Source organism: [Clostridium] innocuum (assembly GCA_012317185.1).
GTDB lineage: Bacteria > Bacillota_I > Bacilli_A > Erysipelotrichales > Erysipelotrichaceae > Clostridium_AQ > Clostridium_AQ innocuum.
Genome location: CP048838.1, coordinates 1,670,991 through 1,697,083, shown reverse-complemented (window position 1 = coordinate 1,697,083; position 26,093 = coordinate 1,670,991). Strand labels below are relative to the sequence as shown.

General features: G+C 45.4%; 22 protein-coding genes and 1 pseudogene. 5 read left to right on the top strand and 18 right to left on the bottom strand.

Annotation, left to right across the window (positions count from 1 at the left end):
• Positions 1 to 39: 39 nt before the first annotated feature.
• The 5 genes from G4D54_08150 to G4D54_08130 form a co-directional block, all read right to left on the bottom strand.
• Positions 40 to 486, bottom strand: coding sequence for a hypothetical protein (locus tag G4D54_08150; GenBank protein ID QJA02392.1), 447 nt, complete (start codon positions 484 to 486; stop codon positions 40 to 42).
• A 5-nt stretch (positions 487 to 491) separates the two neighbouring features.
• Positions 492 to 1,589, bottom strand: a complete 1,098-nt coding sequence (gene ftsZ / locus G4D54_08145) for a cell division protein FtsZ (GenBank protein QJA02391.1) — start codon at positions 1,587 to 1,589, stop codon at positions 492 to 494.
• A gap of 22 nt (positions 1,590 to 1,611) precedes the next feature.
• Positions 1,612 to 2,868, bottom strand: a complete 1,257-nt coding sequence (locus G4D54_08140; GenBank protein QJA02390.1) for a cell division protein FtsA — start codon at positions 2,866 to 2,868, stop codon at positions 1,612 to 1,614.
• Positions 2,869 to 3,041: 173 nt separating this feature from the next.
• Entirely contained in the window at positions 3,042 to 4,463 is a 1,422-nt protein-coding gene (locus G4D54_08135; GenBank protein QJA02389.1) for a cadherin-like beta sandwich domain-containing protein, read from the bottom strand.
• Between the two features lie 4 nt (positions 4,464 to 4,467).
• Positions 4,468 to 6,246: a cell wall-binding protein gene (locus G4D54_08130; GenBank protein ID QJA02388.1), complete on the bottom strand. Its 1,779-nt coding sequence runs from the start codon at positions 6,244 to 6,246 to the stop codon at positions 4,468 to 4,470.
• A 396-nt stretch (positions 6,247 to 6,642) separates the two neighbouring features.
• Between G4D54_08130 and G4D54_08125 the strand changes: the two genes are divergently transcribed.
• Positions 6,643 to 6,834: a 50S ribosomal protein L28 gene (locus G4D54_08125; GenBank protein ID QJA02387.1), complete on the top strand. Its 192-nt coding sequence runs from the start codon at positions 6,643 to 6,645 to the stop codon at positions 6,832 to 6,834.
• 290 nt (positions 6,835 to 7,124) lie between these two features.
• Here the strand turns inward: G4D54_08125 and G4D54_08120 are convergent, their stop codons facing one another.
• The 9 genes from G4D54_08120 to G4D54_08080 form a co-directional block, all read right to left on the bottom strand.
• The gene (locus G4D54_08120) at positions 7,125 to 8,891 is read right to left on the bottom strand and encodes a nucleoside kinase (protein ID QJA02386.1); all 1,767 of its coding nucleotides are present in this window, start codon (positions 8,889 to 8,891) and stop codon (positions 7,125 to 7,127) included.
• 32 nt (positions 8,892 to 8,923) lie between these two features.
• A complete protein-coding gene (locus G4D54_08115; GenBank protein ID QJA02385.1) occupies positions 8,924 to 9,529 on the bottom strand; it encodes a thiamine diphosphokinase in 606 nt (201 codons plus the stop codon).
• On the bottom strand, positions 9,517 to 10,182 hold the full coding sequence (rpe, locus tag G4D54_08110; protein QJA02384.1) for a ribulose-phosphate 3-epimerase: 666 nt from the start codon (positions 10,180 to 10,182) through the stop codon (positions 9,517 to 9,519). Before rpe ends, G4D54_08115 begins: the two co-directional genes overlap by 13 nt.
• A 47-nt stretch (positions 10,183 to 10,229) precedes the next feature.
• Entirely contained in the window at positions 10,230 to 11,099 is an 870-nt protein-coding gene (gene rsgA / locus G4D54_08105) for a ribosome small subunit-dependent GTPase A (GenBank protein ID QJA02383.1), read from the bottom strand.
• Positions 11,096 to 12,829 (bottom strand): Stk1 family PASTA domain-containing Ser/Thr kinase, encoded by a 1,734-nt coding sequence (gene pknB, locus G4D54_08100; protein QJA02382.1) that lies wholly within the window; start codon positions 12,827 to 12,829, stop codon positions 11,096 to 11,098. Before pknB ends, rsgA begins: the two co-directional genes overlap by 4 nt.
• Positions 12,822 to 13,571, bottom strand: a complete 750-nt coding sequence (locus G4D54_08095) for a Stp1/IreP family PP2C-type Ser/Thr phosphatase (protein ID QJA02381.1) — start codon at positions 13,569 to 13,571, stop codon at positions 12,822 to 12,824. Before G4D54_08095 ends, pknB begins: the two co-directional genes overlap by 8 nt.
• The gene (gene rlmN, locus G4D54_08090; GenBank protein QJA02380.1) at positions 13,568 to 14,623 is read right to left on the bottom strand and encodes a 23S rRNA (adenine(2503)-C(2))-methyltransferase RlmN; all 1,056 of its coding nucleotides are present in this window, start codon (positions 14,621 to 14,623) and stop codon (positions 13,568 to 13,570) included. Before rlmN ends, G4D54_08095 begins: the two co-directional genes overlap by 4 nt.
• 802 nt (positions 14,624 to 15,425) lie before the next feature.
• Positions 15,426 to 16,757, bottom strand: a complete 1,332-nt coding sequence (locus G4D54_08085) for a TldD/PmbA family protein (GenBank protein QJA02379.1) — start codon at positions 16,755 to 16,757, stop codon at positions 15,426 to 15,428.
• Positions 16,750 to 18,147, bottom strand: coding sequence for a TldD/PmbA family protein (locus G4D54_08080; protein QJA02378.1), 1,398 nt, complete (start codon positions 18,145 to 18,147; stop codon positions 16,750 to 16,752). Before G4D54_08080 ends, G4D54_08085 begins: the two co-directional genes overlap by 8 nt.
• 224 nt (positions 18,148 to 18,371) lie before the next feature.
• Here G4D54_08080 and G4D54_08075 point away from each other — a divergent pair, with 224 nt between their 5' ends.
• From G4D54_08075 to G4D54_08060, 4 genes are read left to right on the top strand one after another with little or no spacing between them, the layout of a single operon-like run.
• Positions 18,372 to 19,250, top strand: coding sequence for an AraC family transcriptional regulator (locus tag G4D54_08075; protein ID QJA02377.1), 879 nt, complete (start codon positions 18,372 to 18,374; stop codon positions 19,248 to 19,250).
• A complete protein-coding gene (locus G4D54_08070) occupies positions 19,240 to 19,698 on the top strand; it encodes a GyrI-like domain-containing protein (GenBank protein ID QJA02376.1) in 459 nt (152 codons plus the stop codon). Before G4D54_08075 ends, G4D54_08070 begins: the two co-directional genes overlap by 11 nt.
• Complete coding sequence (locus G4D54_08065) at positions 19,695 to 20,642, top strand: ABC transporter ATP-binding protein (GenBank protein ID QJA02375.1); 948 nt, start codon at positions 19,695 to 19,697, stop codon at positions 20,640 to 20,642. Before G4D54_08070 ends, G4D54_08065 begins: the two co-directional genes overlap by 4 nt.
• Positions 20,639 to 21,394 (top strand): ABC transporter permease, encoded by a 756-nt coding sequence (locus G4D54_08060; GenBank protein QJA02374.1) that lies wholly within the window; start codon positions 20,639 to 20,641, stop codon positions 21,392 to 21,394. Before G4D54_08065 ends, G4D54_08060 begins: the two co-directional genes overlap by 4 nt.
• 523 nt (positions 21,395 to 21,917) lie before the next feature.
• Here the strand turns inward: G4D54_08060 and G4D54_08055 are convergent.
• The 4 genes and pseudogenes from G4D54_08055 to G4D54_08040 form a co-directional block, all read right to left on the bottom strand.
• Positions 21,918 to 22,796 (bottom strand): DUF4261 domain-containing protein, encoded by an 879-nt coding sequence (locus tag G4D54_08055; GenBank protein ID QJA02373.1) that lies wholly within the window; start codon positions 22,794 to 22,796, stop codon positions 21,918 to 21,920.
• 9 nt (positions 22,797 to 22,805) lie between these two features.
• Positions 22,806 to 23,528, bottom strand: a complete 723-nt coding sequence (locus tag G4D54_08050; protein QJA02372.1) for a hypothetical protein — start codon at positions 23,526 to 23,528, stop codon at positions 22,806 to 22,808.
• A gap of 4 nt (positions 23,529 to 23,532) precedes the next feature.
• Positions 23,533 to 24,710 (bottom strand): annotated as a pseudogene (locus tag G4D54_08045) (DEAD/DEAH box helicase).
• Positions 24,676 to 26,013 (bottom strand): DEAD/DEAH box helicase, encoded by a 1,338-nt coding sequence (locus G4D54_08040; protein QJA02371.1) that lies wholly within the window; start codon positions 26,011 to 26,013, stop codon positions 24,676 to 24,678. The pseudogene G4D54_08045 and the gene G4D54_08040 overlap by 35 nt, the downstream one beginning before the upstream one ends.
• Positions 26,014 to 26,093: the final 80 nt, after the last annotated feature.

Below are 26,093 nucleotides of genomic sequence, written 5' to 3'. Positions count from 1 at the left end.
TAAGAAAAAAAGGACAGCCGCAATGACATGTCCTCGTATTCAGCTCAGGATTGATTTCTTTTTCTGCAGCATCTGCAGCTTCTCACTGAGCATCTCTTCCAGCTCCTCTACAAAGCTGTCCATATCGGATGCATCATGCTCCATAAACAGCTCCAGATAGATACGCTCGCAGGCAGCACGCTTGGTATCATAGGCTACAAAGGAACCGCTGAAGCTCTGCATTTCGGGAAAGCCCTCTACGCAGAGAAAGCCGTTGCGAAGATCTCCGCGAACACCCTGAAATTCAAACTGAGCCGGGCTGGCAAGCACGGTCGTACGCTTCATGGCATCCACAAAGTGCTCTAACTGCGGATGATTCTTTTGTGCTGTACTTACCAGCACAAGATCTGCCGGATGATGCTCCATCCAGCATTCAAAACGATGCAGAACAGCTGTAGCAAACTCATTTCTTGCCAGCATACTGTCATCAATATAATAAAATATCATGATGGTTAACGACGGGAGAAAAAGGATGGAATACCTTCACGGTCATCTTCTTCCAATTCCTGATACCGCGGCTTTTCCTCTGTCTGCACTCTTGCACTTGGCCGGGAAACCGGCTGAGTAAATGCGGATGCCGCTGGAATTTCTTCCTCTTCTTCCTCTTCCTTGTCAAAACCGGTCGCAATAACGGTTACGATGATGGAGTCTCCAAGCTTTTCATTGATAGCAACACCGAAAATCGCATCGATGTCATTGCCTGCAGCTTCCCGTACAAGCGCCATAGCATCCTCTGCGTCAAACAGTGTAATCGATTCCCCACCGGTGATATTAACGATGGCATTGCTCGCTCCGGTAATCTGCGCTTCCAGCAGTGGAGACTGTATTGCTTTTTCGGCTGCAGCACGGGCTTTGTCTTCGCCCTCTGCCATACCGATTCCAATCAGTGCAGAGCCCTGATTTTCCATGATGGTGCGCACATCCGCGAAGTCCAGGTTGATCAGTGCAGGAACAGCAATCAGATCGGTAATCGTCTGTACACCCTGCCGCAGCACATTGTCCGCCGCCTGGAAGGCCTCTGTCAGCGGACGACGGCCAATGACTTCAATCAGATTGTTGTTGGATACGATAATCAAAGAATCCACATACTGCTTCAGCTCGGCAAGACCGTCCTCGGCAGATTTCATTCTCTTCTTTCCTTCAAAGGTGAACGGTTTTGTAACGATACCTACCGTTAATGCCCCTTCTTCCTTTGCAATTTTCGCAAACATCGGAGCAGCACCGGTTCCGGTTCCTCCCCCGAGTCCTGTGGTGATAAACACCATATCGCTTCCCTTGATGGCTTCCCGGATTTCATTTTCATTTTCCTGAGCAGCACGTCTTCCCATTTCCGGATTCGCACCGGCACCCAGACCCTTAGTCACTTCCCGTCCAAGGACAATTTTATTTTCAACAGGAGAAATATTTAGTGCCTGAAGATCTGTGTTGGCAACATAAAACTCCACACCCTTGACACCTTCGGAAACCATGCGGTTTACGGCATTGCAGCCGCCTCCGCCAATACCAAACACTTTAATATTTGCTACCTGTTCAAACTGTAAATCGCTCATCGTTATTCCTCGCTCTCTCTTTTTATTTATCGCTTAACAGAATGCTTTTCAGTTTTCTTGTAAATCCGCCCTCTTCATCGACGGAGCTTTTCTTCGTAACCGTATCCATGGTTTCTTCCACTTCCTGCGGATTGCAGCACACACGCTCATCCCTGCGGATTGCCATCTGCTCTCTCCAGCTGTAGAACAGACCCAGACAGGTTACATAGGAACAGTCGCGGACACCAATGGTCTGCGGAACATAAATCTGTGCAGGTGCATTCAGATAGCGCAGCAGCTCCTGCAGGGAAGGTATTTCACAGCCCTCTCCGCTCAGCAGATAGCGCACATCGCCACTCTCAATGATTGGAGCACAGGTTTCGTTGATCATATTCAGCCAGTCCTTCACATGGGGAACTATGGCTTCACACGCCTGCTTTTCGCTGATTTGCTTCTGTTCACCGGACTTTGACCAGATATAGATGATTTGATCCTTTGCGGAGTCCGCATCAAAGGTACAGGTATTCTGTGCCAGTCGATAGCTTACATTGCCGCTCAGATGATACTGTTCCATCAGATCCTGCAGCCACACTCCATATCCATCCTCAATAACTTCACAATTCACGAGCTTGCCATGTGTAAACAGGGAAAGCGTTGTATGATCTCTCGCAAGATCGATTTGTATAACATATTTATCGACTGTTTGTTCAAATACGGCTGCTTCATTGGCCATGGCATAGGAATCCAGACATACATCCAGAATTTCCAGTCCTGCTTTCTCAATGCAGCGCGCATAGGCATATACAACCTCTTTATCCGCATACAGCAGATCCACATTCATGATCAGAACCTCTGCTGTTTCATCAATCGGCATTTTTCTGGACGTGATACCGTTTGTTATGTATTTGACGCAGCCGATATTTACCAGCTCCAGCTGTGGATCCGGTTTAAAGCTGACCGCTTCATTCAACCCCTTTTGAATATCACTGAGACGAATGCGTTTACTGCTTGCTTCCGGAACAACGCTTACTTTTTTGTTATGACGCTGTACGTTGACGGAAGGGATCGCCGCAAGAACACGCTCGATATGATATCCAAGTGCATCCTCAGCCTGCTTCTTGGCCTTGATAATGCCGTTCACAACATTCTGTTCATCCATGATTTTCTGTTTTTCAATTCCCTGTATGGGAGCTTTTTCCACTCTTAGAATATTAAACCGCGTTTCATAAAATTCACCGACAACCAGTCGCACTTCATGATCCGCTACTTCTATCGAGGCATATATTTCCTTTTTGTTCATAAGGTTACCTCCTTACCCACACTGGCTAAGCCAGCCTTTGGCGTACATTTATACTCATATATGATATCATAATTTAAGCGGTTTAAAAACCATTTCCAAGGATTTCTCATAAATTTTTTCTTTTTTTTCAAAGAGGTGCACAAAGGTTAAAATAAAGAGAGGTTTTCCCTCTCTTAATTGTCATCGGATATGTTTCTCAAAGCGTCCGCCTCCGCATCTCTTCTTGAATCAGAGATTGTCCGCTTCTGATATTTCACCGTCTTTTTCCTGCGGAAGAAGAGAAATGCACTCAATCCCGCAAGTACCACACAGCCGCCGGCCAAGCCATAGATGACCCACTTATGCTTCTTCAGCGACGCATCTACATCCTTGCGATACTGATCATAGGCACTCTGCGGTATCGTTGCGGCACCGGAATACAGCTGCAGCGTTTTTTCCGTAGCTTCGTACTGGTAATACACCATGTTGCCTTTTTCATCCATGACATAGATCATAGCGTAATTCTCAAATGCCGTATCCTTGAAGGTCCAGCCGTTGAGTTCATAGTTATCGATTTTCACCGTTGTGAAATTCATCCCTTCGCGCGTCTGGAGATTCTTCGGCACATCAACGACAAACACATTGTTTCCCAGCAGAGCCATCGGACGCAGCATAGTCTCGACTGTATTGGTATCCGTATTATAGATATAGTAATTCTTTTCCTTTGTTTTATCATCCTGCAGATAGACAACCGTCTTCTTCAACAGGTTGCTTTTCCATGCCTTTACTTCCTTGCCGTCCACCTTGATTTTCACAGCTTCAAAGGATTTCGCAGGCTTATCGACGCCATCCAGACTGCGGACAAAGCCGAGCTTCGCTCCATTGTAGCTTACGTATACAAGCGGTGTTTCATCGACAGTAACTGTAATCGTATATTCCTTCGTGCTTCCATCCTCTGCCGCAACACTGACGGATATCGTGTTTTTTCCGGGCTTCAGGCTCTTTGTGCCTGTTCCATATACCATAGCCTTGCTGTCGGCAGCTGTTGCATTCACCTTGATACTGGAAACATCCCCATTCAGATTTACGGTATATTGCGTTTTAGAGGCGGTAAATTTCGGGCTCAGAGTTCCCTGTGAGATACTCAGACTTGCCAGATTGGCATTGCTTGACAGCTTCTTTTCTTCCTGCTTTTTTTCCTCCGGCTTTTGTGTTTCCTGTTTCTGAGGTGTTTCATTTTTCGGAGTTTCTGTCGGTCTTGTGACAACCTGCACGGATGCAGAACCGGATACCGGCACATCCTTTTCCGTATTAAAATCTCCCAGCGTACCGGATGCTGAAACAGTCAGAGTTCCTTCTGCAGAAGCAGTCACCGTAAAGGATTGTGAGCTGTTTTCCAGCCAATAGGTTCCATTAGCCGCTCCGCTGACACTTATATTTCCCGCACCGCCGGATGCGCTAACCGTAAAGGTAACACTGTCACCGACATATATCGTACTTGCACTGGCCGTAACACTCAGACTGGCTGCATGTATAAAGCCGGACAGGTTTAAGATTCCAGCCGCTACGATGAACACAGCTGCCAGTTTTACAAATTTCAGTTTGAATTTCTTCATCAAATTACTCCTTTATCGTACTCTTCCCCATAATATGGTTCTTGATTTTCACATAATCGGCAGGGGTGATTTTTCCATCCTTATTCACATCGGCAGCCGTTAATGCTTTGCCGCTCAGTGTGGATTTCTTCATGATATGGTTTTTTACCTTGACATAGTCGGCAGGGGTGATTTTTCCATCGTTATTCACATCCCCCAGCTTATAGGCACCGCTGTTATTGCCGGAATCACTTCCGCCGGAGGAGTCGCTTGTATAGCCGTTTTCAGACAGCAGAGAGCTGTGTACATAGCCGTAGCTGGTTCCGAAATTATAGCTGTTTCCGGAATAATCAATCGCCGTTCTCGCACTGTTCAACGGTACATCCAGCTGAATTTTATACCAGTCTGTACTTCCGCTTACGCTTTCTCCCTTTACCTTCCCGAGGATGTTAAAGGACATATTTCCATTTTTCGGTGTGGTATACAGGTTTGCTGAGGAGGTTGTCGCTTCCTTGCGGATATTGATTGCCCCCTGATCTTTAAAGACCAGCTTTTTGGAGCCTGCATCACTTTTTCCACTGACGTATTCATCCAGCTGCCACATCCAGTGCGCTGCACTCTCACCCCAGTATGGATCGGAAGCATAGGAAACATTCATACCGCTTGCCTTATCGCCCAGGAATGCTCCGTGATAGGTTGCATATTTCGGTGTGGAATACCACAGATTCACATAGTATTTATCATGATCCAGAATACTGTTTTGCGGTGAGGAATAGCCGTTTGCCAATCCGGGATCAGAATCCACCGCATTGTGCCCGAACAGATTGTTCTTGCTTAACGCGATAGAGCTGGTACCAAATGCACTCTCATTGACAGCAACACCAAAGGATGACAGTGCATAGGCACCATATGTATTCTGATAATTAATAAAATATTTTCCCATTTCATACATCTTTGTATCCTTGGTGTTATATAAATCATCCAGATAGCTCTTCACATAGCCGTTTATATCACTGGCAGTAAAGCTCGTTTTCGTACGGGATGAAACATACTGATAATAATTATAATACGGCTGTGACGGATTGATTGAATTCTTTCTTGTATTGGCCTTGTAGTCATCAATCATCTTCTGATAGGTCGTATAGAAATAATGCCCGTCATAGCTGTAGTATACCGTATTGCTCTTCATATAGCTCTGCTGCTTGCCGACCATTGCTGTACTTGTATAATACGGCTGCCGGATATTCAGCGTGATGGAATGATAAATGTTTCCGTTTTTGCATATGTAATAGTTTACGGACTGCACCGTATCCTCGTCCTCATAATTCAGAATCTCCACCTCATCGGCATCCACCAGACCGACAACACCGGCCAGCATGAACTTCACCTTGGTACCATTGCTTTCATATCCAAGAAACGCCCCGTCGGCAGCATAATATCCGTTGGTATAACCGGTATAGCCGGTCCCCACCTCTGTATAGCTGGTGTTTTTTCCGGAATCTGACTTCGTCTTGAAATTGACAACACCATATTTAATATCTCTGGCACCGCCGATTCCCTTTACCTTTGCCATGTTTTCTCTGGCCGCCTGTTCCTTTTTCGTTTCAGCCTCCAGCTTGGCAGTATCCTCGATGATGATTTTACCGTTTTCATCTATTCTTTTAAACACATGATTCTCCGGAAGTCTGGAGGAAACAGCCTCCGGTTCTTTTTCTGCAGTATTCTGCGCTCCTATGTAGCCCTGCTGAAGCAGTATGCCACCACATAAAAGAGCCGCTATACCTATCATAATTTTCTTCTTCATATCATCACATTTCCTTTTCATATAAAGTTTGTCAGTCTAATTATATAAGAAAGTAGGAGAACATGCAATTTTATTTCCACATGAAATTCTTAAGTTTTTGCGGAAGAGAAAAAAAGACAGGAATTCCGGAATATTTTACCTGTCGCCTTCTCAATCACAAAACTGTCACAGGAAACTATTTTACGTCAGGCTTTTGAAGCTTACTTGAAACCGCTTTGTTATGAGGCATTTACATCTATCAGGCAGAAGGTCTTTGCATTAGGTTGTAAGTGATTTTTATTGATACTGAATTCCCTGTACAATTTTTGAAAATTATTGTTGCATTTTACATTATAAGATGGTATGATATCTAAGCAAATTGTGTTTTAAAGTATTGTACGGAAGGAGGTAAACGGTATGTCAAAAGTTTGTGCAATTACAGGTAAAGGACCTTTATCAGGTAATAAACGCTCTCACTCTATGCGTGCTAGTCGTCGTAACTGGAATGTAAACTTACAGAAAGTTAAAGTCGTTGTTGATGGAAAACCTCAAACGATCCGTATTAGTGCTCGTGCATTAAAAACGCTGAAAAACAAAAAAGCTATCTAAGAGTGGATATGAAACAGGGTAACCTGTTTTTTTTCTTTCTTTAGGAAACAAGGAGCCAATCATAGAGAAAGCAGATCATCCTGAAATACACAGGTGATCTGCCTTTTTGTAATACCATCAATGATTGCTTCTATTTAGAAATACCGTCAATATCCTGTTTATTGCAGGCATAAATCCATATCTGAAGCAGACATATAGCGTGCGCAAATACATTGGGATATCAATTCCTGTTTATAGTGCGGAATCATACACTGTATTACTTAATCATACTGCATGAAGGGAGTAGGAGATCAGACATCAAAAACACTGTTTCCTATGAATTCCGCAAGAATGCTGCTTCTTGGCACTGCCTCCTCGCTGCCATCCACAAAGTAGGCAAGCAGCTTTTTCAAACGATTAGCCTCCAGATACGCTGCTTCATGAGGATGCACCTGTTCCAGCAGCGGAATCACAATTTTCTTAAGAATGGACATTTCATATACCATGGAGGAATTGAAAATGGCATCTGCCTCCTCCTGATACGGATAGATGTTTTGATCCTCTCCCTGCTTTACATTCTTCCAGAAATGAATGGTATTTTGGGCACTCCAGCTGCGAAACTGATAGTCTCTGGCAATGCGTCGGATCAGACGGTAATCACTTGTGGGTATACGATTATGCTCATCCAGATTCAAGTGCGTCAATGCATTGATATAAATACGAAACTTCGCCTCTTCCGGCAGATCGGCGGAGGTCTTAGGATTCAATCCGTGGATACCTTCTATAATCAGGATATGATCATCCTCCAGCACTGTTTCTCTTTCCTTCCGCTCGCGCAGCCCCGTTTTGAAGTTGAACAGCGGCATATGCACCGCTTCCTTATGCAGCAGTTTCAGCATGGTGTCATTAAACAGCTCCAGATCCAGTGCCTCCAACCCTTCAAAATCATAGCTTCCATCCGGCAGCCTTGGACAGTCCTCGCGGTTTTTATAGAAATCATCCATAGAGATCGGCATCGGTTTTTTCCCAAGAATCTTAAGGTGAATGGCCAGACGTCTGGAAAAGGTTGTCTTTCCTGCAGAGCTCGGTCCTGCAATCAAAATGAATTTCGTATGCGGATGCCCCTGTACAATGGACGCCGCAAGCTCTGCCAGCTTCTTTTCTACCATCGTTTCGCTCATCAGCACCAGATCATCCATATAGCCCTGCTGAATCTGTGCATTCAGCTCTGCAATATTGGATACACCGATCAGCCTGCCCCAGGTTTCAAACTCCTGAAACACATGAAACAGCTTTGCCTGATTCTGAAATCCGTTTCCTGCGGACAGCCAGACACCCGGTGCATAAAAACGAATGGAAAAATGTGTGAGATAGGAGGTATCCGGCAGCATGATGCCGTAAAAATAATCATCATATCCGCATAATGTATAAATACTGCTGGTCGCACTTTTCCTGCATGCCAAAAGATTTGCCTTATTCTTCATTCCCAAACGGTCGAAATACGCCTGTGCCTCTGCTGTGGCCGCAACACGTCGGTGAATCACCTCTTTTGCGGCAATAAGCTCCTTCATCCGCTTTTCAATTTTTCGCACATCCTGCGGCTTGCAGTATCCTGCCTTATCGATTTCGCAATACTGACCGCCACTGAGGGCATGCTCCATGCGGACACGGGCATCGGGAAACAGACTGCGCACCGCTACAATAAACAGAAAATTCAAGCTGCGCTCATAGATAAGCTTCCCGGTTTCACTATCCGCATAAATATAATCCAGTGCACCGCTTTTTTTGATTCGATAATTCAGATCATGCAGCTTTCCATCCAGCGTAACTGCATAAACCGCCTCCTTTACGTTCCATGCTTCCAGCAGCTCATGAACATAGGCACCTGCTTCACACTGCTTCACCTCACCGCTTTTCAGCTTCAACTCCAGCATAATCAGCCCTCCTTTTTCATCAGTATATGTCAGACAGCCCTGCTTCATACAGCTGTCGTTTATATTCCCCTTCATTATACCCGCTTCCCGGTAAAAACAAAAGAAAAAGGAACACGCCGTATAGACATGCTCCAAAGAAAGCATTTTTAAGCTTCCTATATGTTGATTCCGGTTTGTTATGCGTCCCTGCACTGCATCATCAGCACACGCCCATAATGTATGGTGATCCTCGCAATATTGCCATTGATTTCATTGGAAAGCGGATAAATATCCGTAACCTTCAAAACGCGTTCCTTCAAGGGATAGGCAACCCCCTCCTCACTGATGCAGGAATCCTCCAGCGGCAGAAAGGACAAGTAGGTATGCTGCTTTTCGACCTCATAGGTTCCCGGATGCAATACCTTGATGATATTGGTATCATTCATCAGGGTCAGCGGAAGCTCACGATAGATCATCAGATGCAGATTGGCCATCTCATGATCCAGACGTCCACCCAGGCCGCCGTATAGGATAATGTCATCATAGCCCAGCTGCAGTGCTGCTTCGATTGCAACCTCAGTATCGGTTTCATTTTTATGGGAGGGGAGCTTTTCCACCTCACAATACTGCTTGAGCTGTGCAAGCTCCTCCCTTGTTATGCTGTCAAAGTCCCCTACGGCCTTGCGCATGGCAATACCCTGCCGCATGCAGCAGACAGCTCCATGATCTACGCCGATATAATCGGCATGTGCAATGACCGGCGCAGTCTCACACATACCGGCAACGAGAACTACCTTTGACATGCCAGCAGCTTATCCACGGATTCTGCGATACCGTTTTTGAACACATAGCTTCCGGCAACCAGCGTATCCACTCCGGCAGCTACGGCCAGCTTTGCCGTTTCCCCATTGATACCGCCATCGATTTCAATTCGTGTATTCAGACCTTCCTTTTCAATCCGCTCACGCAGTATGCGCACCTTTTCCAGCGTATCCTCCATAAAGGACTGTCCGCCAAAGCCCGGCTCCACCGACATAATCAAAACCAGATCCATTTCCTTCAGATGTGCCAGCAGTGCGTCCACACTGGTTTTCGGCTTCACAGATACACCTGCCTGTACACCCATTTCACGGATTTTTCTGCACAGCTGAATGCAGGCATCCACATCCTTCACAGCTTCCAGATGAAAGGTGATAACATCTGCACCTGCCTTGGCGAAGATTTCCGCAACCATATCCGGATTATCTACCATGATATGAACATCCATTACCATATCCACTGCTTTTTTAAAGCCCTTGAGAAGGTCCGGTCCAAAGGTCAGATTCGGTACAAAATGGCCATCCATAACATCAAAATGCATCCATTTCGCATTGCTTTCATCCAGCTCCTTCAGCTGTTCACTCGTTCTGGAATAGTCCAGTGACAGAATGGACGGAGCGATTACTAATTCTTTCATAACGTGTGTCCTCCTTCATAATTGTATTGTATTTTCTGTATGCTGTTTCAATACCGCGACTTTGCTTTTTGTATCATATCCACAATTTCCAGATAATGCGCATAGCGTTCCCTGCGTATCGTCCCATCCTCAACAGCAGCACGTATGGCACAATCCGGTTCATTGACATGAATACAATCGCGGAATCTGCATGCATCCTGAACATTTTGAAAATCAGGTATGCATTCAGCCAGCTGCGTGATATTCATCGCAGTAAAATCCAGTGAGGAAAACCCGGGGGTATCCGCCACCCAGCCGCCGGCAATCTCATGCAGCTCACAATGCCGTGTTGTATGCTTTCCTCTACCCAAAGCCTTGCTGATTTCCTGTGTTTGAAGATGAAAGGTAGGGTCAATCCGGTTTAACAGGGAGCTTTTTCCTGCGCCGCTCTGCCCTGTCAGCACACTGATATTTCCCTTCAAGGCCTGTATCAGATCCTCACTAGCATAGCCTTTCCCACTCTGATACACCTCATAACCGCTGTCGATATAATGCTGGATTTCCTCATGGATTGCATCATTTTCAGCGATGAGATCCAGCTTGGTGATGCATAAAACAGGACGGATTCCCGCATAGCATACACTGAAAATCAAGCGGTCAATCAGGGTTGTTGAAAAATCCGGATCCTTGCAGGACATGACGATGATCGCCTGATCCACGTTGGCGATGGATGGGCGGACGAGGGCATTTTTACGGGGCAGAATTTTCTGAATACCGTTTTGATCCGCAAAGCGTTCAAATTCCACCAGATCGCCGACAACCGGAGAGTGCGCCTTACGCAGCTTTCCCATGGCAACACACAGCACCCGCTCCTGATTGGCTGCCAGCACCTCATAGCGGCTGGATACGATCTTGATAATTCTTCCTGTTTCTGTCATTTGTAAAACCTTATCGTTATAACATTCGGATTCTCCATCTGCTGGACATATTCCGTTCCCTCTGCAGGATCCACGTCTGTAACGACTCCTTTTTTAATGGTCTTTTGTTCCTCTTCACTCAGGTCATCATAGGAACGCTCATCCGATACCGGAAGTATTCCCGTCTTTTCTTTAATTAAAGCAATGGCCTCTTCTGCCGTTTTTCCTACAACGCCCTCTATCTTCCAGCTCATCAGCTGACTGACAGTTATTTTTAATGTATATTCTTTATCCGGATCCAGCTTTTCTCCGATTTCCAAGCCGCTTTGTTCCGCTATATATCCGGGCCACGTATTCGCCCTTTGCTCATAGCTGATTTCCAGCTTGATGTTTGGATTCTGTTCATTCAGTTCCTTTTCCACTTCCTCCGGTAAACGATGGCGGTAATCCTTAACCACAAACCAGGTTCCTCTGGAAACAGTCAGCGTCAGCTTGGATTTTTCACCAATTTCCTCTCCAGTATCCGGGGATACACGGATAACATGACCTTTTTCCACATCATCACTCAGCTCCTGCTTAATCGTAATATTATCCTTTTTAAACCCGCTGGAGGTCAGCGTCTGAATTGCCTCCTGCTGCGTCTGTGATGTGGACAGCTCCGGGACCTTAATCATCTTTTCTTTATCAAAAATTCCGCTCATCAGTACAAAGGCCGCAACACCGATCACACACAGCCCAACAATCATAGCAATGATGATTTTTGTGATTTTCCGATTACCGGAATCATCCTCTTCATCCTCTTCAATCGGCTCCACATGCTTTTTGCGCACCTCAGTTTTCTTAGTCTGCTTCTGCTTGCGCTGCTCCATGACCATTGTCGGCTGCGGATGCTCTTCCTCAAACACCAGCTTTTCGACATGTGCATATTCCGGAAGCAGGCAGCGGTGCAGGTCATACAGCATATCCTTCGCACTCTGATAGCGCAGCTTGCGGTTTTTCACGGTTGCCTTGATGATGATGTTCTCCACGGACTGCGGCAGTGTCGGATTGAAATCACGAACACTTGGTATCTCCTCACGCAGATGCTTCATTGCAATCTGGACGGGATTGTCTCCATGGAAGGGAACATTCCCGGTCAAAAGCTCATAAAACACGATACCAAGCGCATAGATATCCACCTGATTGCTTGGTGTTTCTCCCCGTGTTGTTTCCGGAGCCAGATAGTGCGCACTGCCCAGTACCGCATCACTTTGCGTCAGCTGTACCGTATCGTGCGCCAGCGCAATTCCGAAATCGGTAATCTTTACCGTACCATCATCCTTAACCAGAACATTCTGCGGCTTGATATCCCGGTGAATAATATCGTTTTCATGGGCATGCTGTACGGCGCTGGTCAGCTGAATCATGATGTTTACAGCCTCTTCCTGATGCAGTGCCCCACGCTGGGAAATCAGCTGCTTCAGTGTACGGCCGCGTACATATTCCATTACGATATAGTGACGTCCCTCAAACTCTCCGACATCGTATACATCCACTACATTGGGATGGTTCAGCTTGCTGACCGCATTGGCCTCCCGCTGAAAGCGCAGCAGTGTCACCGGATCCTTGCTGAGCTCCCCACGCAGCACCTTGATCGCCACCTCACGGTTCAATATGGTATCGATTGCCAGATAGACATCCGCCATACCGCCTTCCCCCAATGAAGAAACGATCATATAGCGCTCGGCAATCATTTTGTTGTTGTTATTCATGGAGATCACCTGCCTGTTCCACGATGATGACACTCACATTGTCATAGCCGCCCGCAAGAAGAGCCTTGTCAATCAGCATGCGTACCTTATCCTCCACGCTGCGCTTACTTTCCAAAATCTCGCGAATAATCGCTTCACTGACATAGCCGTGTAAACCATCACTGCAAATCAGCAGCGCCTTGTAATCATTTTTAATTTTATTGATATCGATGCGTACAGTATCCCATATGCCGAGGGCATTGGTCAGCATGTTGCGATTCGGATGCACCGCTGCCTCCTCTTCGCTCAATTCTCCGCGCTTCAGCATATCCGCAATATAGGAATGATCCTCTGTCAATGCCAGAAAATCATCCGCATACAGCCCATAGGTACGGGAATCTCCGACATTGAAAATGTAGGTCGTCGTTTCACATTTCAGAATACCAACTAGTGTGGTTCCCATTCCCTTTTGTTCTGTATTGCGTGTTGACTGCGTAAAAATCAGATCATTTGCTTCCTGTATGGTATCCTGCAGCCAGTGCTTGACCTGAACATCCGAGCTGCATTTTTCCATTTTCAAAAAGCTTTCCTTCATATGCTCAATAGCCATACGACTCGCAACATCTCCTGCAAGACCGCCGCCAATGCCGTCACAGACTACAGCTAACAGAGCATGCTCTCCGTTTTCCAGAAAACAGATGCTGTCCTGATTATTTCTTCTTCGAAGTCCGACATGACTCGCTCCATAATATTGAATACTCATGAACGGCTCCCTTCCTGTTCCTTCTTCAGATGCTTAACACGCAGCTGTCCGCATGCCGCGTCGATATCCGCACCATGCTCCTTACGAATCGTACAACGCACTCCCTGCTTCATGAGTGCATCATAGAATACCATGGCATGGGCATGATCCACTCCCTGAAAGCCGTTTTCATCCACAGCGTTGTAGGGAATCAGATTCACATAGGCATTCAGACCCTTTAACAGCTTTGCCAGCTGTGCCACATGCTCCTTCTGGTCATTGACCCCGCGCAGAAGAATATATTCAAACGTCAGACGGCGATTGTTCTCCCGTGCATAATACTGGATTGCCTCCATCAGCTCCTCCAGTGGATAGGCACGGTTGACCGGCATCAGACGATCGCGGAGTTCATTGTTTGGCGCATGCAGAGAGATTGCCAGATTGTATTGTGTGTGCTCCTTGGCAAATTCATAAATTTTCGGAACGACACCGCAGGTGGATATCGTAATATGACGCGCACCGATTCCCAATCCGCGATCATGATTGACAGTAGAAAGGAAGTTCATCACATGCTCGTAATTGTCAAACGGTTCCCCCGTTCCCATTACCACAATATGACTCAGCCGATCCTCCTGCTTATCCAGATCACGCTGCACATACAGCACCTGAGCCACCATTTCTCCACTTGTCAGGTTGCGTTTCTTTTTTGTCAGACCACTGGCACAAAAGGCACAGGCCATATTGCAGCCTACCTGTGAGGTAACACAGATACTCTTACCATAATCAAACTGCATCAGCACACTTTCAATCAGGGAGCCGTCCTCCAAAGCAAACAGATATTTCGTCGTCCCATCGCTTGCCACCTGCTTATCACGCAGCTTTAGCGGCGTGAGAGAAAACTGCTGCTTCAGGGTCTCTCTGGTGTCCTTGGAAAGATCACTCATGTCATCTATGCTGACTGCACGTTTGCGATACAGCCATTGAAAGATCTGATGTGCACGAAATTTTTTCCAGCCCTGCTCCAGAGCCATATCGCCCATCTGATCGTATGTAAAATCATATAAACTTTTCATTTTATCACCGTATCCTATTTTACCATAGAATCCTTGCAGGGACCAAGGAGTTTCCATTTCTTAATAAAGTTTTCAGAAACTTACGATATTATCGGTATGAAATCCACATGGAAGGCAGAGAGAAGAAAATGAATAGCGTGTATAGGGGCTTACCCAATTGTGGTTAAATTCAAAATCTGAAGAATGCAACACGATTGTACTTATCAATAGAATTTGAATCTGTCTTTTCGCAAACACACAAAACTAGAAAGAAACATAAGACACTTCTTTCTATGAGATACAGTTTATCAAATTTTACAAAAAAATTTATTTCCTTTAGGAGTTTTGTATATTGCATTCGTATGTATATATGTAGGAGGTTCATCGGTATGCATACACTATACCTTAGAAATGCACCAGGTGAAAGGAGGAAGGATGGATTACATATTCTGGTTTCTCATCGCACTGATTGGTATCACACCGAAAGTGCTGCGGGAGCTTGGAATCATCCTGTACATCGTCCTGAAATACAAACGGCGGCATTAGTAAGCAGATAATCTCAGTGTTCTGTTAACTGGGATGATACTGCTACGGAAAGGAGGTGAACTCGCCGTTTTCATTACTCCTGGATTTGGTGCCTCTTACTGCGTCAAAAGGGACAGAGTTATGTGGAAGATACTCTGTCCCTTTCTTTTGACCTTTCGGTCTTTGGATTTGGCACCTATATTATAGAATATTTTCATGCCATTTTCAATGTAAAATTCATGCTTTTACGCAGACTTTTACGCAGCTGTTACACCAGCCATACAATGCCTGTATCACATTATAAACCACTGACAGAAAGCGATGTAAACAAAATACTCGGTGAACCAATAGATCCAGCATTCAGCTTTCCATCATTCCCCAGCATCTCCACCTGCTTCATTGCCTCCAGAAAATTACCAGCGATCGTGATCAGATTGACCGGCTTGACCTTTTTTCCGTCCTTCACATACCAGCCCTGAGATTGCAGTGAAAATTCACCTGTCATGGCATTCAGTCCGGCATGCAGACCTGTTATTTCCGTAACAATGATTCCTTCCTCCATCGATGCAATCATTTCATCCATAGATGTACTTCCATTTTCAATAAACAGATTGCTTGGAGCTATACCGACATTGGATGCATATCCCGCCTTAAATCCATTGCCCGTCGTTTCACAATTCATAAGCTTTGCGGATTTCAGATTGTGCAGATAGGTCTTTAAAACGCCTTTATCAACCAGTATCTTATTCCTGCAGGCAACCCCCTCATCATCAAAGCTTCTCGAGTTATAGCCGTTCTTCAACAACGGATCATCCACAATTGTAATTTTATCACTGAAAATCTGTTTCTCAATACTGTCATTCAATAATGAAATACCTTTGTAAGCATTTTCTCCGTCAAACATACCGCTAAAGGCCGCCAGCAAATCTGCCATTGCCTCATTTTCAATCAGAACCGGATACTGTGCACTCTGCACACTTTCAGCAGACAGCTTATCCAGCACCTTACGGCTCACACCTGCTGCAAATTTTTTCGCGTCGAAGCAAACATCATCATACAGATACTGCCAGTCACCTGCAATCTTTGTATCCTCTTGATCCTTCGCCATAACTGCTGTACTGATATACGCCGCATGCTGTGCATCATGCAGATGAACACCTAATGTATTATCAATGGCAATTTCCACATCGACTTCGCCATAGCTGGTATTCATAACCTGAGCGATTCTGGCATCCGATTCCTTTATATACTGCTCCACCGTCTTCAGCATTTCGATCTTTTCTGCATCCGGATGTGTATTCCATGTACAGCTGCGCAGCTGCAGCTGGGGATACGCAGAATCACCCGCATAAATTTCCACTTCATCCCTGCTTGTAATCACCTCCGCATTTTCCTTTATCCTGCAGAGCGTGTCCTCCAGTAAGGCATCATCATCCTGTTCCAGAAAACAGATACCCATATTTCCTTTATATATACCACGAATCGCAAATCCGTTACACTCACTGATGGTGTAGCCGTCCACACTTCCTTCAAACAGCCGTATGGATGTGGATCTGCTTTTCTGTTCATAGATTTCCAACTGTTCGATACCCGCAGCCTTTGCCGCGTCAAGCCAACGTTGCTTATGCATGTTCCTTGCCTCCCTTACTGCCACCAACCGTCATTTCACTAACTCGTATTGCCGGCTGACCGACATCTGTAGGTATGCTTCCGCTGCTGGATCCGCACATTCCCTGTGCACGCGCAAGATTACCTGCGACTCGGTCAATTTTCAGCAATGTATCCGAGCCGTTTCCAATCAGTGTTGCGCCCTTGACAGGTGTTGTTATCTTTCCGTCCTCGATCAAATATGCTTCTCTGACAGCGAAATTGAAATCACCGGTTGCCTGCACACTGCCACCAGCCATTGTCTTTGCATATAGTCCATACGAGGTTTCCTTTATCATATCCTCCAGCTGATCCGTACCGTTCAACAGGAAGGTATTGGTCATTCGGGACGTTGTTTCATATTTATAGGACTGCCGTCTGCTGGATGCCGTGGAAGGCATGTTCAATCGGCGTCCATTCAATGTATCCACCAGATAACTCTTCAATATTCCCTTTTCAATCAGTACCGTGCGTCGTGTGAAATTTCCCTCATCATCGATATTTGCACTTCCCCAGGCATTGGGAATCGTACCGTCATCCACAGCCGTTACACATTCACTCGCAATTCTCTGTCCCAGCTTTCCTGCAAAATTGGATTGATTTTTCGCAACCCCGCGTGCCTCCAGAGAGTGTCCGCAGGCCTCATGGAAGATGACACCGCCAAAGCCGTTGTCGATAATAACCGGCATAACACCGCTGGGACACGGCTGTGCATACAGCATCGTCATCGCAATGCGCGCCGCCTCTTTTCCGATATCCTCCGGTTTGTATGTATCATAAAACTCCATTCCTTCACTGCCTCCGGGAGAACAGCTTCCGGTTTCCCGCAATGCTCCATCCTGTGCAACGGCAGATACCGCCATTCTAGTCCGAATCCGGACATCACGAATATATTTTCCTTCCGAATTGGATATTGCGACATGCTGCTCATCATCCTGATAATTCACAATCGCCTTCGTTATATGCGAATCATAGGACTGTGCAGCTTCGCTAGCACGCCTCATAAGCGCCACTTTATCCTTTAGCGCAGTTTCGCGCGGTATGCGCCGTATGATATGAGCATTTTCATACGTTATTTCCTTTAATTGCACAGGAATATGCTTTCCCTGTTCCCCCAGACTGTCCGCCAGCTTTTTCGCAAATTCCTTCAGATTTTTTTCATCTGTATCATTGGTATAGCCGTACACGGATTCCAGTCCATGATAAATCCGCAGACCCAGCCCGCAGCGAATACCGCTGTTGGTGCTTTCAACCTCGTCATTCAGCATGGATATTCTGGTACTGTAATTGACTTCTTCAAAAATCTCCGCAAAATCACCCGTCGTACTGCAGGCAATTTCCAGTACATCTTCCAATATGTTTTTCTCTAACATAACGTCACCTCTCATCTGTTCATCATTATACGCCATCTCAAAGAGAGATTGCAAACAAAAGAGCCTGCATATATGCCTTTCCATGCACTTACGGTATTCCTGGTATGAAAATTAGGGATACTTGCACACAATTTTTATATAGCGTATAGTTTACAAAAGAGCGCAGGAAAAGCGAGGATTAAAAAAACGTATTGGCATATCCTATATGCAAGGGAGGAAAAGAAATGGAATGGTTAAGAAAGCTTAGTGATGCCATCGCATACATAGAGCAAAATCTTGATGCAGAGATATCGTACGAGGAGGCAGCCCGTATCGCATGCTGCTCCCCCTATTATTTTCAAAGAATGTTTTCCTATGTCGCCGGCATATCGCTGTCAGATTATATCCGAAGACGAAGAATGTCGCAGGCTGCCTTCGATTTGCAGCGCTGTGATGCCAAGGTGCTGGATGTTGCCCTCAAGTATGGCTATACCTCACCAACCGCATTTAACAGAGCCTTTCAAAAGGTTCACGGTATCCCTCCGACAGCCGCAAAGAATATCGGCAAAACACTGCATGCATATCCGCCGATACAGTTTTCTGTCAATATCACAGGAGGAAGTCCTATGGCCTATCATATAGCAGAAAAAAAGGAGCTGCGCTTTGCCGGCATCCGGATACGCCTATGCGAGGAGATGGAGGAGAATCATAAAATTGTCCCCCATTTCTGGAAGGAAACAATGCAAAGTCCGCAATACACAGAGCTCTGTCAGCTATCTGATGCCGGTACGAATGCAATCTTCGGCATCAGCGTATATGAGGATCCCGATCACATTTTCTACTATATAGCAGTTGCCACAAGCAAAAAGATTCCATCCCGGTTTCATGAGCTGCGCATTCCTGCCGCGACCTGGGCTGTGTTTGAAAACAAGGGGAATTTCAAGGAAAATGTACAGGATATTTTCCGCCGGTTTTATACCGAATGGCTGCTGTTTTCCGGTTATGAATATGCACGGCTTCCCGATATTGAAGCATATCCTGTGCAGACGCAGGCACCATACGACAACCAATGCGATGTATGGATTGCCATTCAGAAAGAAGAGGAGAAGAAACATGGAATATAAAATCGAAATACGAGAGATTGAGCCGCTTTGTGTGGCATACATGAGTTATGAAGGAGATGTTACAAAAGCAAACCGGGTATTTCCTAAGGTGTTTCAATCAATACACGGGAAAACAAACGGGGCACCGTTTTTCAACTATCTGTCTATGAATCCGGAAACAAAGCAGGGAGCACTGGAGCTCTGTGTTCCAACGGATGAAGTGCCATGCACTCAGGATATTGAAGTAAAGCGAATGCCCCGCATCAAAGCGGTATGTGTTACCCATATCGGCTCCTATGCGACACTGCCGCTTGCCTATGCCGCAATTGATCAGTATGCGGTCAAACACAGCCTAAAGATTTCTGCACCCTTTCGGGAGGTTTTCATCAAGGGGCCGGGAATGCTGTTCAAGGGAAATCCGAAAAAATATATCACGGAAATACAATTTCCGATTCTGGAGGAAGCATGAGCGCCATACAGGTAAAGCAGGTAGTCAAGCAGTATAAAAACGGCGTACAGGCACTGAATGGTATATCTCTTTGCGTTGAACGGGGAGAGATTTTCTCTTTGCTTGGACAAAACGGTGCCGGTAAATCCACACTGCTCAGAATACTGACAACCTATTTGCAGCCGACATCCGGTAGAATAACAATGCTGGGGAAGGATTTGTGTAGGGATGCAGCCTCTCTGCGCTCGCAAATTGCCTGCGTTGCCCAGCAAACCTCCATTGATACGTATTTATCTCTGGAAGAAAATATGCTGCTTCATAGCCGTTTGTACAGAATCCCCAAAAGGGATGCCGAAAAACGGATGGAAACGCTCATTGTTGATTTCGGTCTGGAGCCGTATCGGCGCTATCCGGTATCCTCTTATTCCGGTGGTGTGAAACGGCGTCTGGATATTGCCCTGAATATGATGACGAATCCGAAAATTCTGTTTCTGGATGAGCCTACGGTGGGAATGGATGTACAGTCCCGTATTGCGATGTGGGGAATGATGAGAAAAATCAGAGATGATTTTGGTGTCACGATTTTTCTTACGACACATTACCTGGAGGAAGCTGATCAGCTCAGCAATACCGTCTGCATTATGAAGGATGGCAAGGAAGTAACACAGGGATCCCCCGCACAGCTGCGCTCTTTACTGCGGCAGAATTCGATAGAAATCACCTTTTCCTCTGAAGCAGAGGCAAGAAAAGGCTGTGGCATCCTAAAGGAGCAGATGTCAAAGGAAATCCTTCTACGTGCTGAAAAGCTTCTGATTTATACGCAGACCCCGCAAAGCGATATAGAAGCAGCAACGGCAGTATTATTGAAAAGGCATGCGGCATTTCAGGGAATAGAAATCGCTCAGCCGACATTGGAGGATGTATATCTGAGACTGACACAGAGTGAAAGGAAGGAATGTGTATGAGTGTTTTTACCCTTTTATACAGGAATATAAAATGGAGATTCCACAACAAATTCACCATTGTTATGACAGCTTTACAGCCGATTCTGTGGCTGATACTTTATAGTGCAATCGCTTCTTCAACGATGCAGCATTCCGGCATCGAAAATTATACGGCGTTCATGCTTCCGGGACTGATTGTCCTACTCAGCTTCTCGACCTGCAGCAGCAGTGGAATTATGAATTATCTGATGAAATCGGATGGCAGCTTCGATCGTATACTGATTGCTCCGCTCACACGCAGCTCCATTGTGCTTGCACAGCTTTTTGAAGCCGTATTGTGTACCTTTCTGGAGGTAGGAATTATGATAGCTCTCAGTCTTCTGTTTTCTGTCAGATTTTCCCTGCCACTCTCTGGATATCTCATCTTTATTTCACTGATTTTTCTGACCTCATTTTTTATGGCAGGGCTGTCTTATGGAATCAGCATGCTCCTTCCGAATGAGGTGATATACGAAACTGTTATGAACGCGATTGTACTTCCGGTGTTTTTTCTCAGCAATGCACTGTTTCCCATGACAGGTATTACCGGTTTCTTACATACTGCAATCAATCTCAATCCGTTTACCCATATGATCCAGGCATTGCGTTCTCTGATTCTATATGGCAGAATAGACACAGGGAATCTGACAGCTGTTTTGCTGCTGTTTATCCTTATGGGAAGCCTCAGCTTTTTATGGGCGTGCCGGCAGCTGGAAAAAAAGACAAATCTGTAGCTGAGGATAGTGTGATTACTTATGTATGCATGTTCCATATCTCTATGTAATCAGGAATCATGTAATACCGGAAGCAATGTTGTGCTATTTTTTAAACCTGGGAATAACCTTTAACAATTGTAAAAAGACGAGCGGTATATACTCGTCTTTTCTTATTTATAGGCGATTTTGTTTGATAGCATCAAGAGAAGTCTAGCTCAATCATTCCTTTTATCTTCAAATTAACATCCATAAATTTAGACATATAATCCTCGAGGAGGGGCTAGACATTTGTCAGATACAATTGAAAAAGGAGCTGCCAGAATTTAGATACGCTAGCCTTGGAGAGGCTATACTGGGGTTACGATTGCTTAACCATATCATAGTTGCATTTAGATCCACTAGCCTCAGGAGAGGCTAGACCGAAGGCCAAAAACAGCATTCATCCATAATAAAATTAGATCTATAGGATTAGAATAGCACTTGACTTACTAACAATCACCATAGCAGCTGAATCTCACATTATAATCTTTTGCTGCCTTGTTTATGCTTCCATTTGCTCAACACGCTTTCCAGCACCAAATTCACCGGGATTCACATCAATAACCACCCGACTTGGAGAAACTAATGCATCCTCGTGCTGACAACGCCATCGCTCCTGTGCATTCCTACCATCCATAGTATCTCCGTCTTTGATAATATCTTCTCCCTGTGCATAAAGATAAGATGTAAAATTAAACATATAGCGAATAATAAAATCTATATCCAAATCATGAAAGTGACACTGCAAATCACACAGTCCTATCGCTGTCAAACCGGTCGTATCCACAATCTTTTCCGAGCTCTCCGCAATATTGAACAATCGCACATTGACACCGCCATCAAGAAAATGCAGCGCAGGATTGCTCCAGCTGCTGTTTAACCAGTCAGCTCTTGGTACAATCTTTCCTGCATGCGGCCAGTACATCGCCACTGCCTCCGGATAAACCTCCATCATAATATCCGCAAATGCTGCAAGTATTTCACAACGCTCCCGCACAGGAAGCCCACTTGCCATAAAATCGGAAAACATGATTTCATATTGACAGTCTTCGAGCAGCTCCTCAACATTTTCACAGCTCCAGCATTGTTGCAAAACCAGTTCCGGTATCGTCTTTTTATCAAACGCAATCATCTGCGTTATAAACAGCTGCGATGGCACCTTCACATCATCCTTATAGGTTACTTTATGATTACAGAGTGCATAGGAATACATACCCTCCTGCTCTATAACATCATCTACCTCGTTAAACCTCTTTAGCAGTCGCTCCCTGATTGCAAGAGCACGACTTTCAACCGGCTCCTTCAGCAGCAACTTTATGTAATATACACCCGCATACTTCCCCATGAACGCATCCATGGACACACTTTTTCTTTTTTCCATAACATCTCCTTATAATCCAAATACATCGTGAATTGCCGCATTATCCATAATACGTGCACTTTTTTCATTGGCATGCTCCAGCATCATCTCCACTTTATTCCCAATTGCAACGTCGATGAATTTAGCTAAATCAATTCCACGCAGTGTAAAAAACAGAAACGGATTTTCATCCAGACGATTTCCTACTCCATACAATACTGCCGCAACATGCTTGCACATAATCGCCCAGTCGGGGCAGCTGCATTGAAAGCTGATTTCTCTTGGACTTGGGAAGAGGCCGCTCTCACCGGTAAACAGCTCCTGCAGACTCTGTGGGAATTCACCGCTGAGCAGTGCTTCCAGATTTTCAATCTGATTGGCACAAGCCTGCATTATGCACTGGCAGTCTTCTTCCTTTAAGGGTGATATGTGAATTTCCACCTTGTACGGTGCTTTCCGCCGTCCCTGAACCCGAGCTTGAATTCTTCCCGCGCGAATCTTTAGGTCAATCACAGTTCCCGTACGCACATATCGCTTTCCACGCTCCAGCCGTGATGCGAAATCTGCATATTTTTCAAGATTCTCACACCATGCCTTTCCCCACCAGCTGACGGTGATTACTCTTCCTTCTATCGTGACCGGCTCCATGCTGCGGCCCTTACCTTCTGCTTTCCTCATACTTTCCTCAGCCTTATATCGCAGCTCCTCTGCCGATAGCTGAGAATATTCTGCTGTTTTCCAATATCTGCTCATATGCTCACCTCGCATCCAAACGAAGAAGATTCATCAATTCCTCATTGTTCATCTCCGTAATCCATGTCTCTTTACCATCTCCGATTACCTGCTGTGACAGCTCCACCTTGGATTTTATCAGTTCGTCGATTTTTTCTTCCACCGTTCCCTTACTGATCAGCTTATGTACAATTACATTCTTTTTCTGACCGATGCGAAATGCCCTGTCCGTTGCCTGATTCTCAACTGCCGGATTCCACCAGCGGTCAAAATGAATCACATGATTTGCGGCTGTCAGATTCAATCCGGTTCCAGCTGCTTTTAAGGAAAGAACGATATAGGAAACATAGGCTTCCTGTTGAAATGCGGCAACAATCTCTGAACGTTTTTTCACCGGTGTACCACCGTGCAGAACATAGCCCTCCTGATGGAAAATTTTGGCCAGAGTAGCATGCAGGTACGGAATGATTTCTTTATATTGTGTAAATACCAGAACCCGTTCTCTTTTTTCATATATCGTTTCACAGATTTCTTTCAGCATTTCCAGCTTTCCGCTATCCTTTATCCGGTACGATTCCTCTCTAAGATACTGATCCGGATGATTGCATATCTGCTTCAGCTTTGTGATGGTGGACAGCACTATGCCACGGCGTTCCATTCCTTCAGACTCTTTGATTTTCTCTTCCATATCGGCAATCAGCTTCCGATATAAGACAACCTGTTGTTTGCTGAGTGTGACATACTCATCGGATTCCAGCTTTTCAGGCAGATCCGCTATAATGGTTTTATCCGTTTTCAAACGCCGAAGCATATACGGAGCAATCATCGCTTTCAGCTTTTGATATCCTTCCGGATGTTCCTCCAGACGTTTACAAAGGCTTTAAATTCCGTTGCTGTGCCCAGCAATCCCTTATTCAGCAAATCAAACAAGGACCATAAATTTGACAAATCATTTTCAATCGGTGTACCGGTCATGGCAATTCGCATCGCCCCCTTAAGCCCTTTGAGTGCCCTGGTCTGCTTGGTCAGTGGATTTTTGATTGCCTGCGCCTCATCCAGGATGATACAGTCCCATTCCTCATCCTTCAGGCAGCTCAGCTTTGCGGCCATTCAATAGGTTGTGATGGTAAGGAACACATGCAAGTCTTCATAATCCATACAGAGCTTATCACTTGTTTTGCCATGCAATATATGAAAATCCATCTTTGGTGTAAAGGAAATGCTTACCCTCACTGCTCCAGTTCCCCAGCAAAGAAGCAGGGACAATGAGTAGAACTTTGCTATCCGGCTTCTCCAGACGCAGCTCCTCCAGAAAGCTCAATACCTGAAGCGTTTTACCAAGCCCCATGTCATCCGCAAGACAGGCTCCGAAATGAACCTGCTGCGTCTGCCGCAGCCAGCTGTAGCCTGCCTTTTGATAAGGGCGAAGCACTGCCTGAAGTGTCGCAGGCACATGATCGCTCTGATGTTCAGCAGGCTTGCGAAGACTTTGGAGAAAAGACTGGAGCCATTCCACATTGCATATGCTTATATCATCCTCTGCTTGCTCTTCTTCTTTTAGATTGGTTCTTAAAGCTTCCATTAACGTAATACTTTCATTTTCTGAATTTTCCATCTGCTTTAAAAGAGCCTGCAGCTTTTTATGGTTGACTTCAACCCATTTCCCCTTTAAAAAGGCAAGACCCTCACTTTGCAGAAGCAGCTGTTCGATATCTTCCTTGGTTAAAGCAACACCGTCCACACTGAATTCCGGTTGTATTGACAATAGAGAATCAAAACCGAGCAGGGAAGGCTTTTTCTCCCCCATCTTCATGGTTACAGAAACACTGGCATATTTTTTCCGCCACCAGTTCGGGATTCTGCATAAGATTCCACAGGCTTCAATTTCTTCTGTATGCTTCAGGATTTCATAGGCCTCCTGTGTCTGCAGGCGCAAAGGATGAAACAGCTCTCCATGCGCGATAAAGGAATCCAGTAAGTCACATGTCTTTGCAGCCTTGTTCAGACAGGATAACAGAGTCAGCAGACGGTCGCGCTCCTGCTTGAATTCTTCCAAAGCGTAACGAAGCGGCATGTGCCGGATCCTGCCTTCCGTATCCTTCGTCGCATAGGTTGCCAGAAAAGCAAATGGAAAATCCTCATCCTTGCTCTCAACCAAATGAAAGAAAATACGCTCTGCCACCTTTAGATTCTGATTTTTCTCAGCAAGATATAGTTTTACACTTCCCTCATACCTGCGGATTTCCCTGCAAAATACCTCGTGCAGGTGAACAAAGATATTCTGTACCCATTCATAGGTAATGAACTCACTGCCAATAGCAAAAGGCAGCTCCTTCTGCAATTGTTCCCATATGTCAACTGGCAATGTGATTTGCACCTGCTCTCTGGCGATTTCCAGCTCGCTTAGGGATGTTAAAACATGGATAAACAATTCTGCTGTACGATGAAGGAAACCGGTGGAAGCATGCAGTTGATGAATGCGTTCCTGAAAGCCGAAATCATACAAGGCACTGTATTAATCCTCCTGAAATCGTTGAAACCATTTAGAATCTTGCTGTTCTCTATCAACGGTATCCAACACAAACC

Bases quoted from the DNA above. Each gene is read 5' to 3' on its own strand.
- G4D54_08125 (QJA02387.1), top strand. From the start codon at position 6,643: ATGTCAAAAGTTTGTGCAATTACAGGTAAAGGACCTTTATCAGGTAAT.
- pknB (QJA02382.1), bottom strand. From the start codon at position 12,829: ATGAATAACAACAACAAAATGATTGCCGAGCGCTATATGATCGTTTCT.
- G4D54_08115 (QJA02385.1), bottom strand. From the start codon at position 9,529: ATGTCAAAGGTAGTTCTCGTTGCCGGTATGTGTGAGACTGCGCCGGTC.
- G4D54_08120 (QJA02386.1), bottom strand. From the start codon at position 8,891: ATGCTTTCTTTGGAGCATGTCTATACGGCGTGTTCCTTTTTCTTTTGT.
- G4D54_08140 (QJA02390.1), bottom strand. From the start codon at position 2,868: ATGAACAAAAAGGAAATATATGCCTCGATAGAAGTAGCGGATCATGAA.
- rlmN (QJA02380.1), bottom strand. From the start codon at position 14,623: ATGAAAAGTTTATATGATTTTACATACGATCAGATGGGCGATATGGCT.
- G4D54_08050 (QJA02372.1), bottom strand. From the start codon at position 23,528: ATGAGCAGATATTGGAAAACAGCAGAATATTCTCAGCTATCGGCAGAG.
- rpe (QJA02384.1), bottom strand. From the start codon at position 10,182: ATGAAAGAATTAGTAATCGCTCCGTCCATTCTGTCACTGGACTATTCC.
- G4D54_08075 (QJA02377.1), top strand. From the start codon at position 18,372: ATGGAATGGTTAAGAAAGCTTAGTGATGCCATCGCATACATAGAGCAA.
- G4D54_08135 (QJA02389.1), bottom strand. From the start codon at position 4,463: ATGAAGAAATTCAAACTGAAATTTGTAAAACTGGCAGCTGTGTTCATC.
- rsgA (QJA02383.1), bottom strand. From the start codon at position 11,099: ATGACAGAAACAGGAAGAATTATCAAGATCGTATCCAGCCGCTATGAG.
- G4D54_08070 (QJA02376.1), top strand. From the start codon at position 19,240: ATGGAATATAAAATCGAAATACGAGAGATTGAGCCGCTTTGTGTGGCA.
- G4D54_08095 (QJA02381.1), bottom strand. From the start codon at position 13,571: ATGAGTATTCAATATTATGGAGCGAGTCATGTCGGACTTCGAAGAAGA.
- G4D54_08080 (QJA02378.1), bottom strand. From the start codon at position 18,147: ATGTTAGAGAAAAACATATTGGAAGATGTACTGGAAATTGCCTGCAGT.
- G4D54_08130 (QJA02388.1), bottom strand. From the start codon at position 6,246: ATGAAGAAGAAAATTATGATAGGTATAGCGGCTCTTTTATGTGGTGGC.
- G4D54_08055 (QJA02373.1), bottom strand. From the start codon at position 22,796: ATGGAAAAAAGAAAAAGTGTGTCCATGGATGCGTTCATGGGGAAGTAT.
- G4D54_08150 (QJA02392.1), bottom strand. From the start codon at position 486: ATGATATTTTATTATATTGATGACAGTATGCTGGCAAGAAATGAGTTT.
- ftsZ (QJA02391.1), bottom strand. From the start codon at position 1,589: ATGAGCGATTTACAGTTTGAACAGGTAGCAAATATTAAAGTGTTTGGT.
- G4D54_08085 (QJA02379.1), bottom strand. From the start codon at position 16,757: ATGCATAAGCAACGTTGGCTTGACGCGGCAAAGGCTGCGGGTATCGAA.
- G4D54_08060 (QJA02374.1), top strand. From the start codon at position 20,639: ATGAGTGTTTTTACCCTTTTATACAGGAATATAAAATGGAGATTCCAC.
- G4D54_08065 (QJA02375.1), top strand. From the start codon at position 19,695: ATGAGCGCCATACAGGTAAAGCAGGTAGTCAAGCAGTATAAAAACGGC.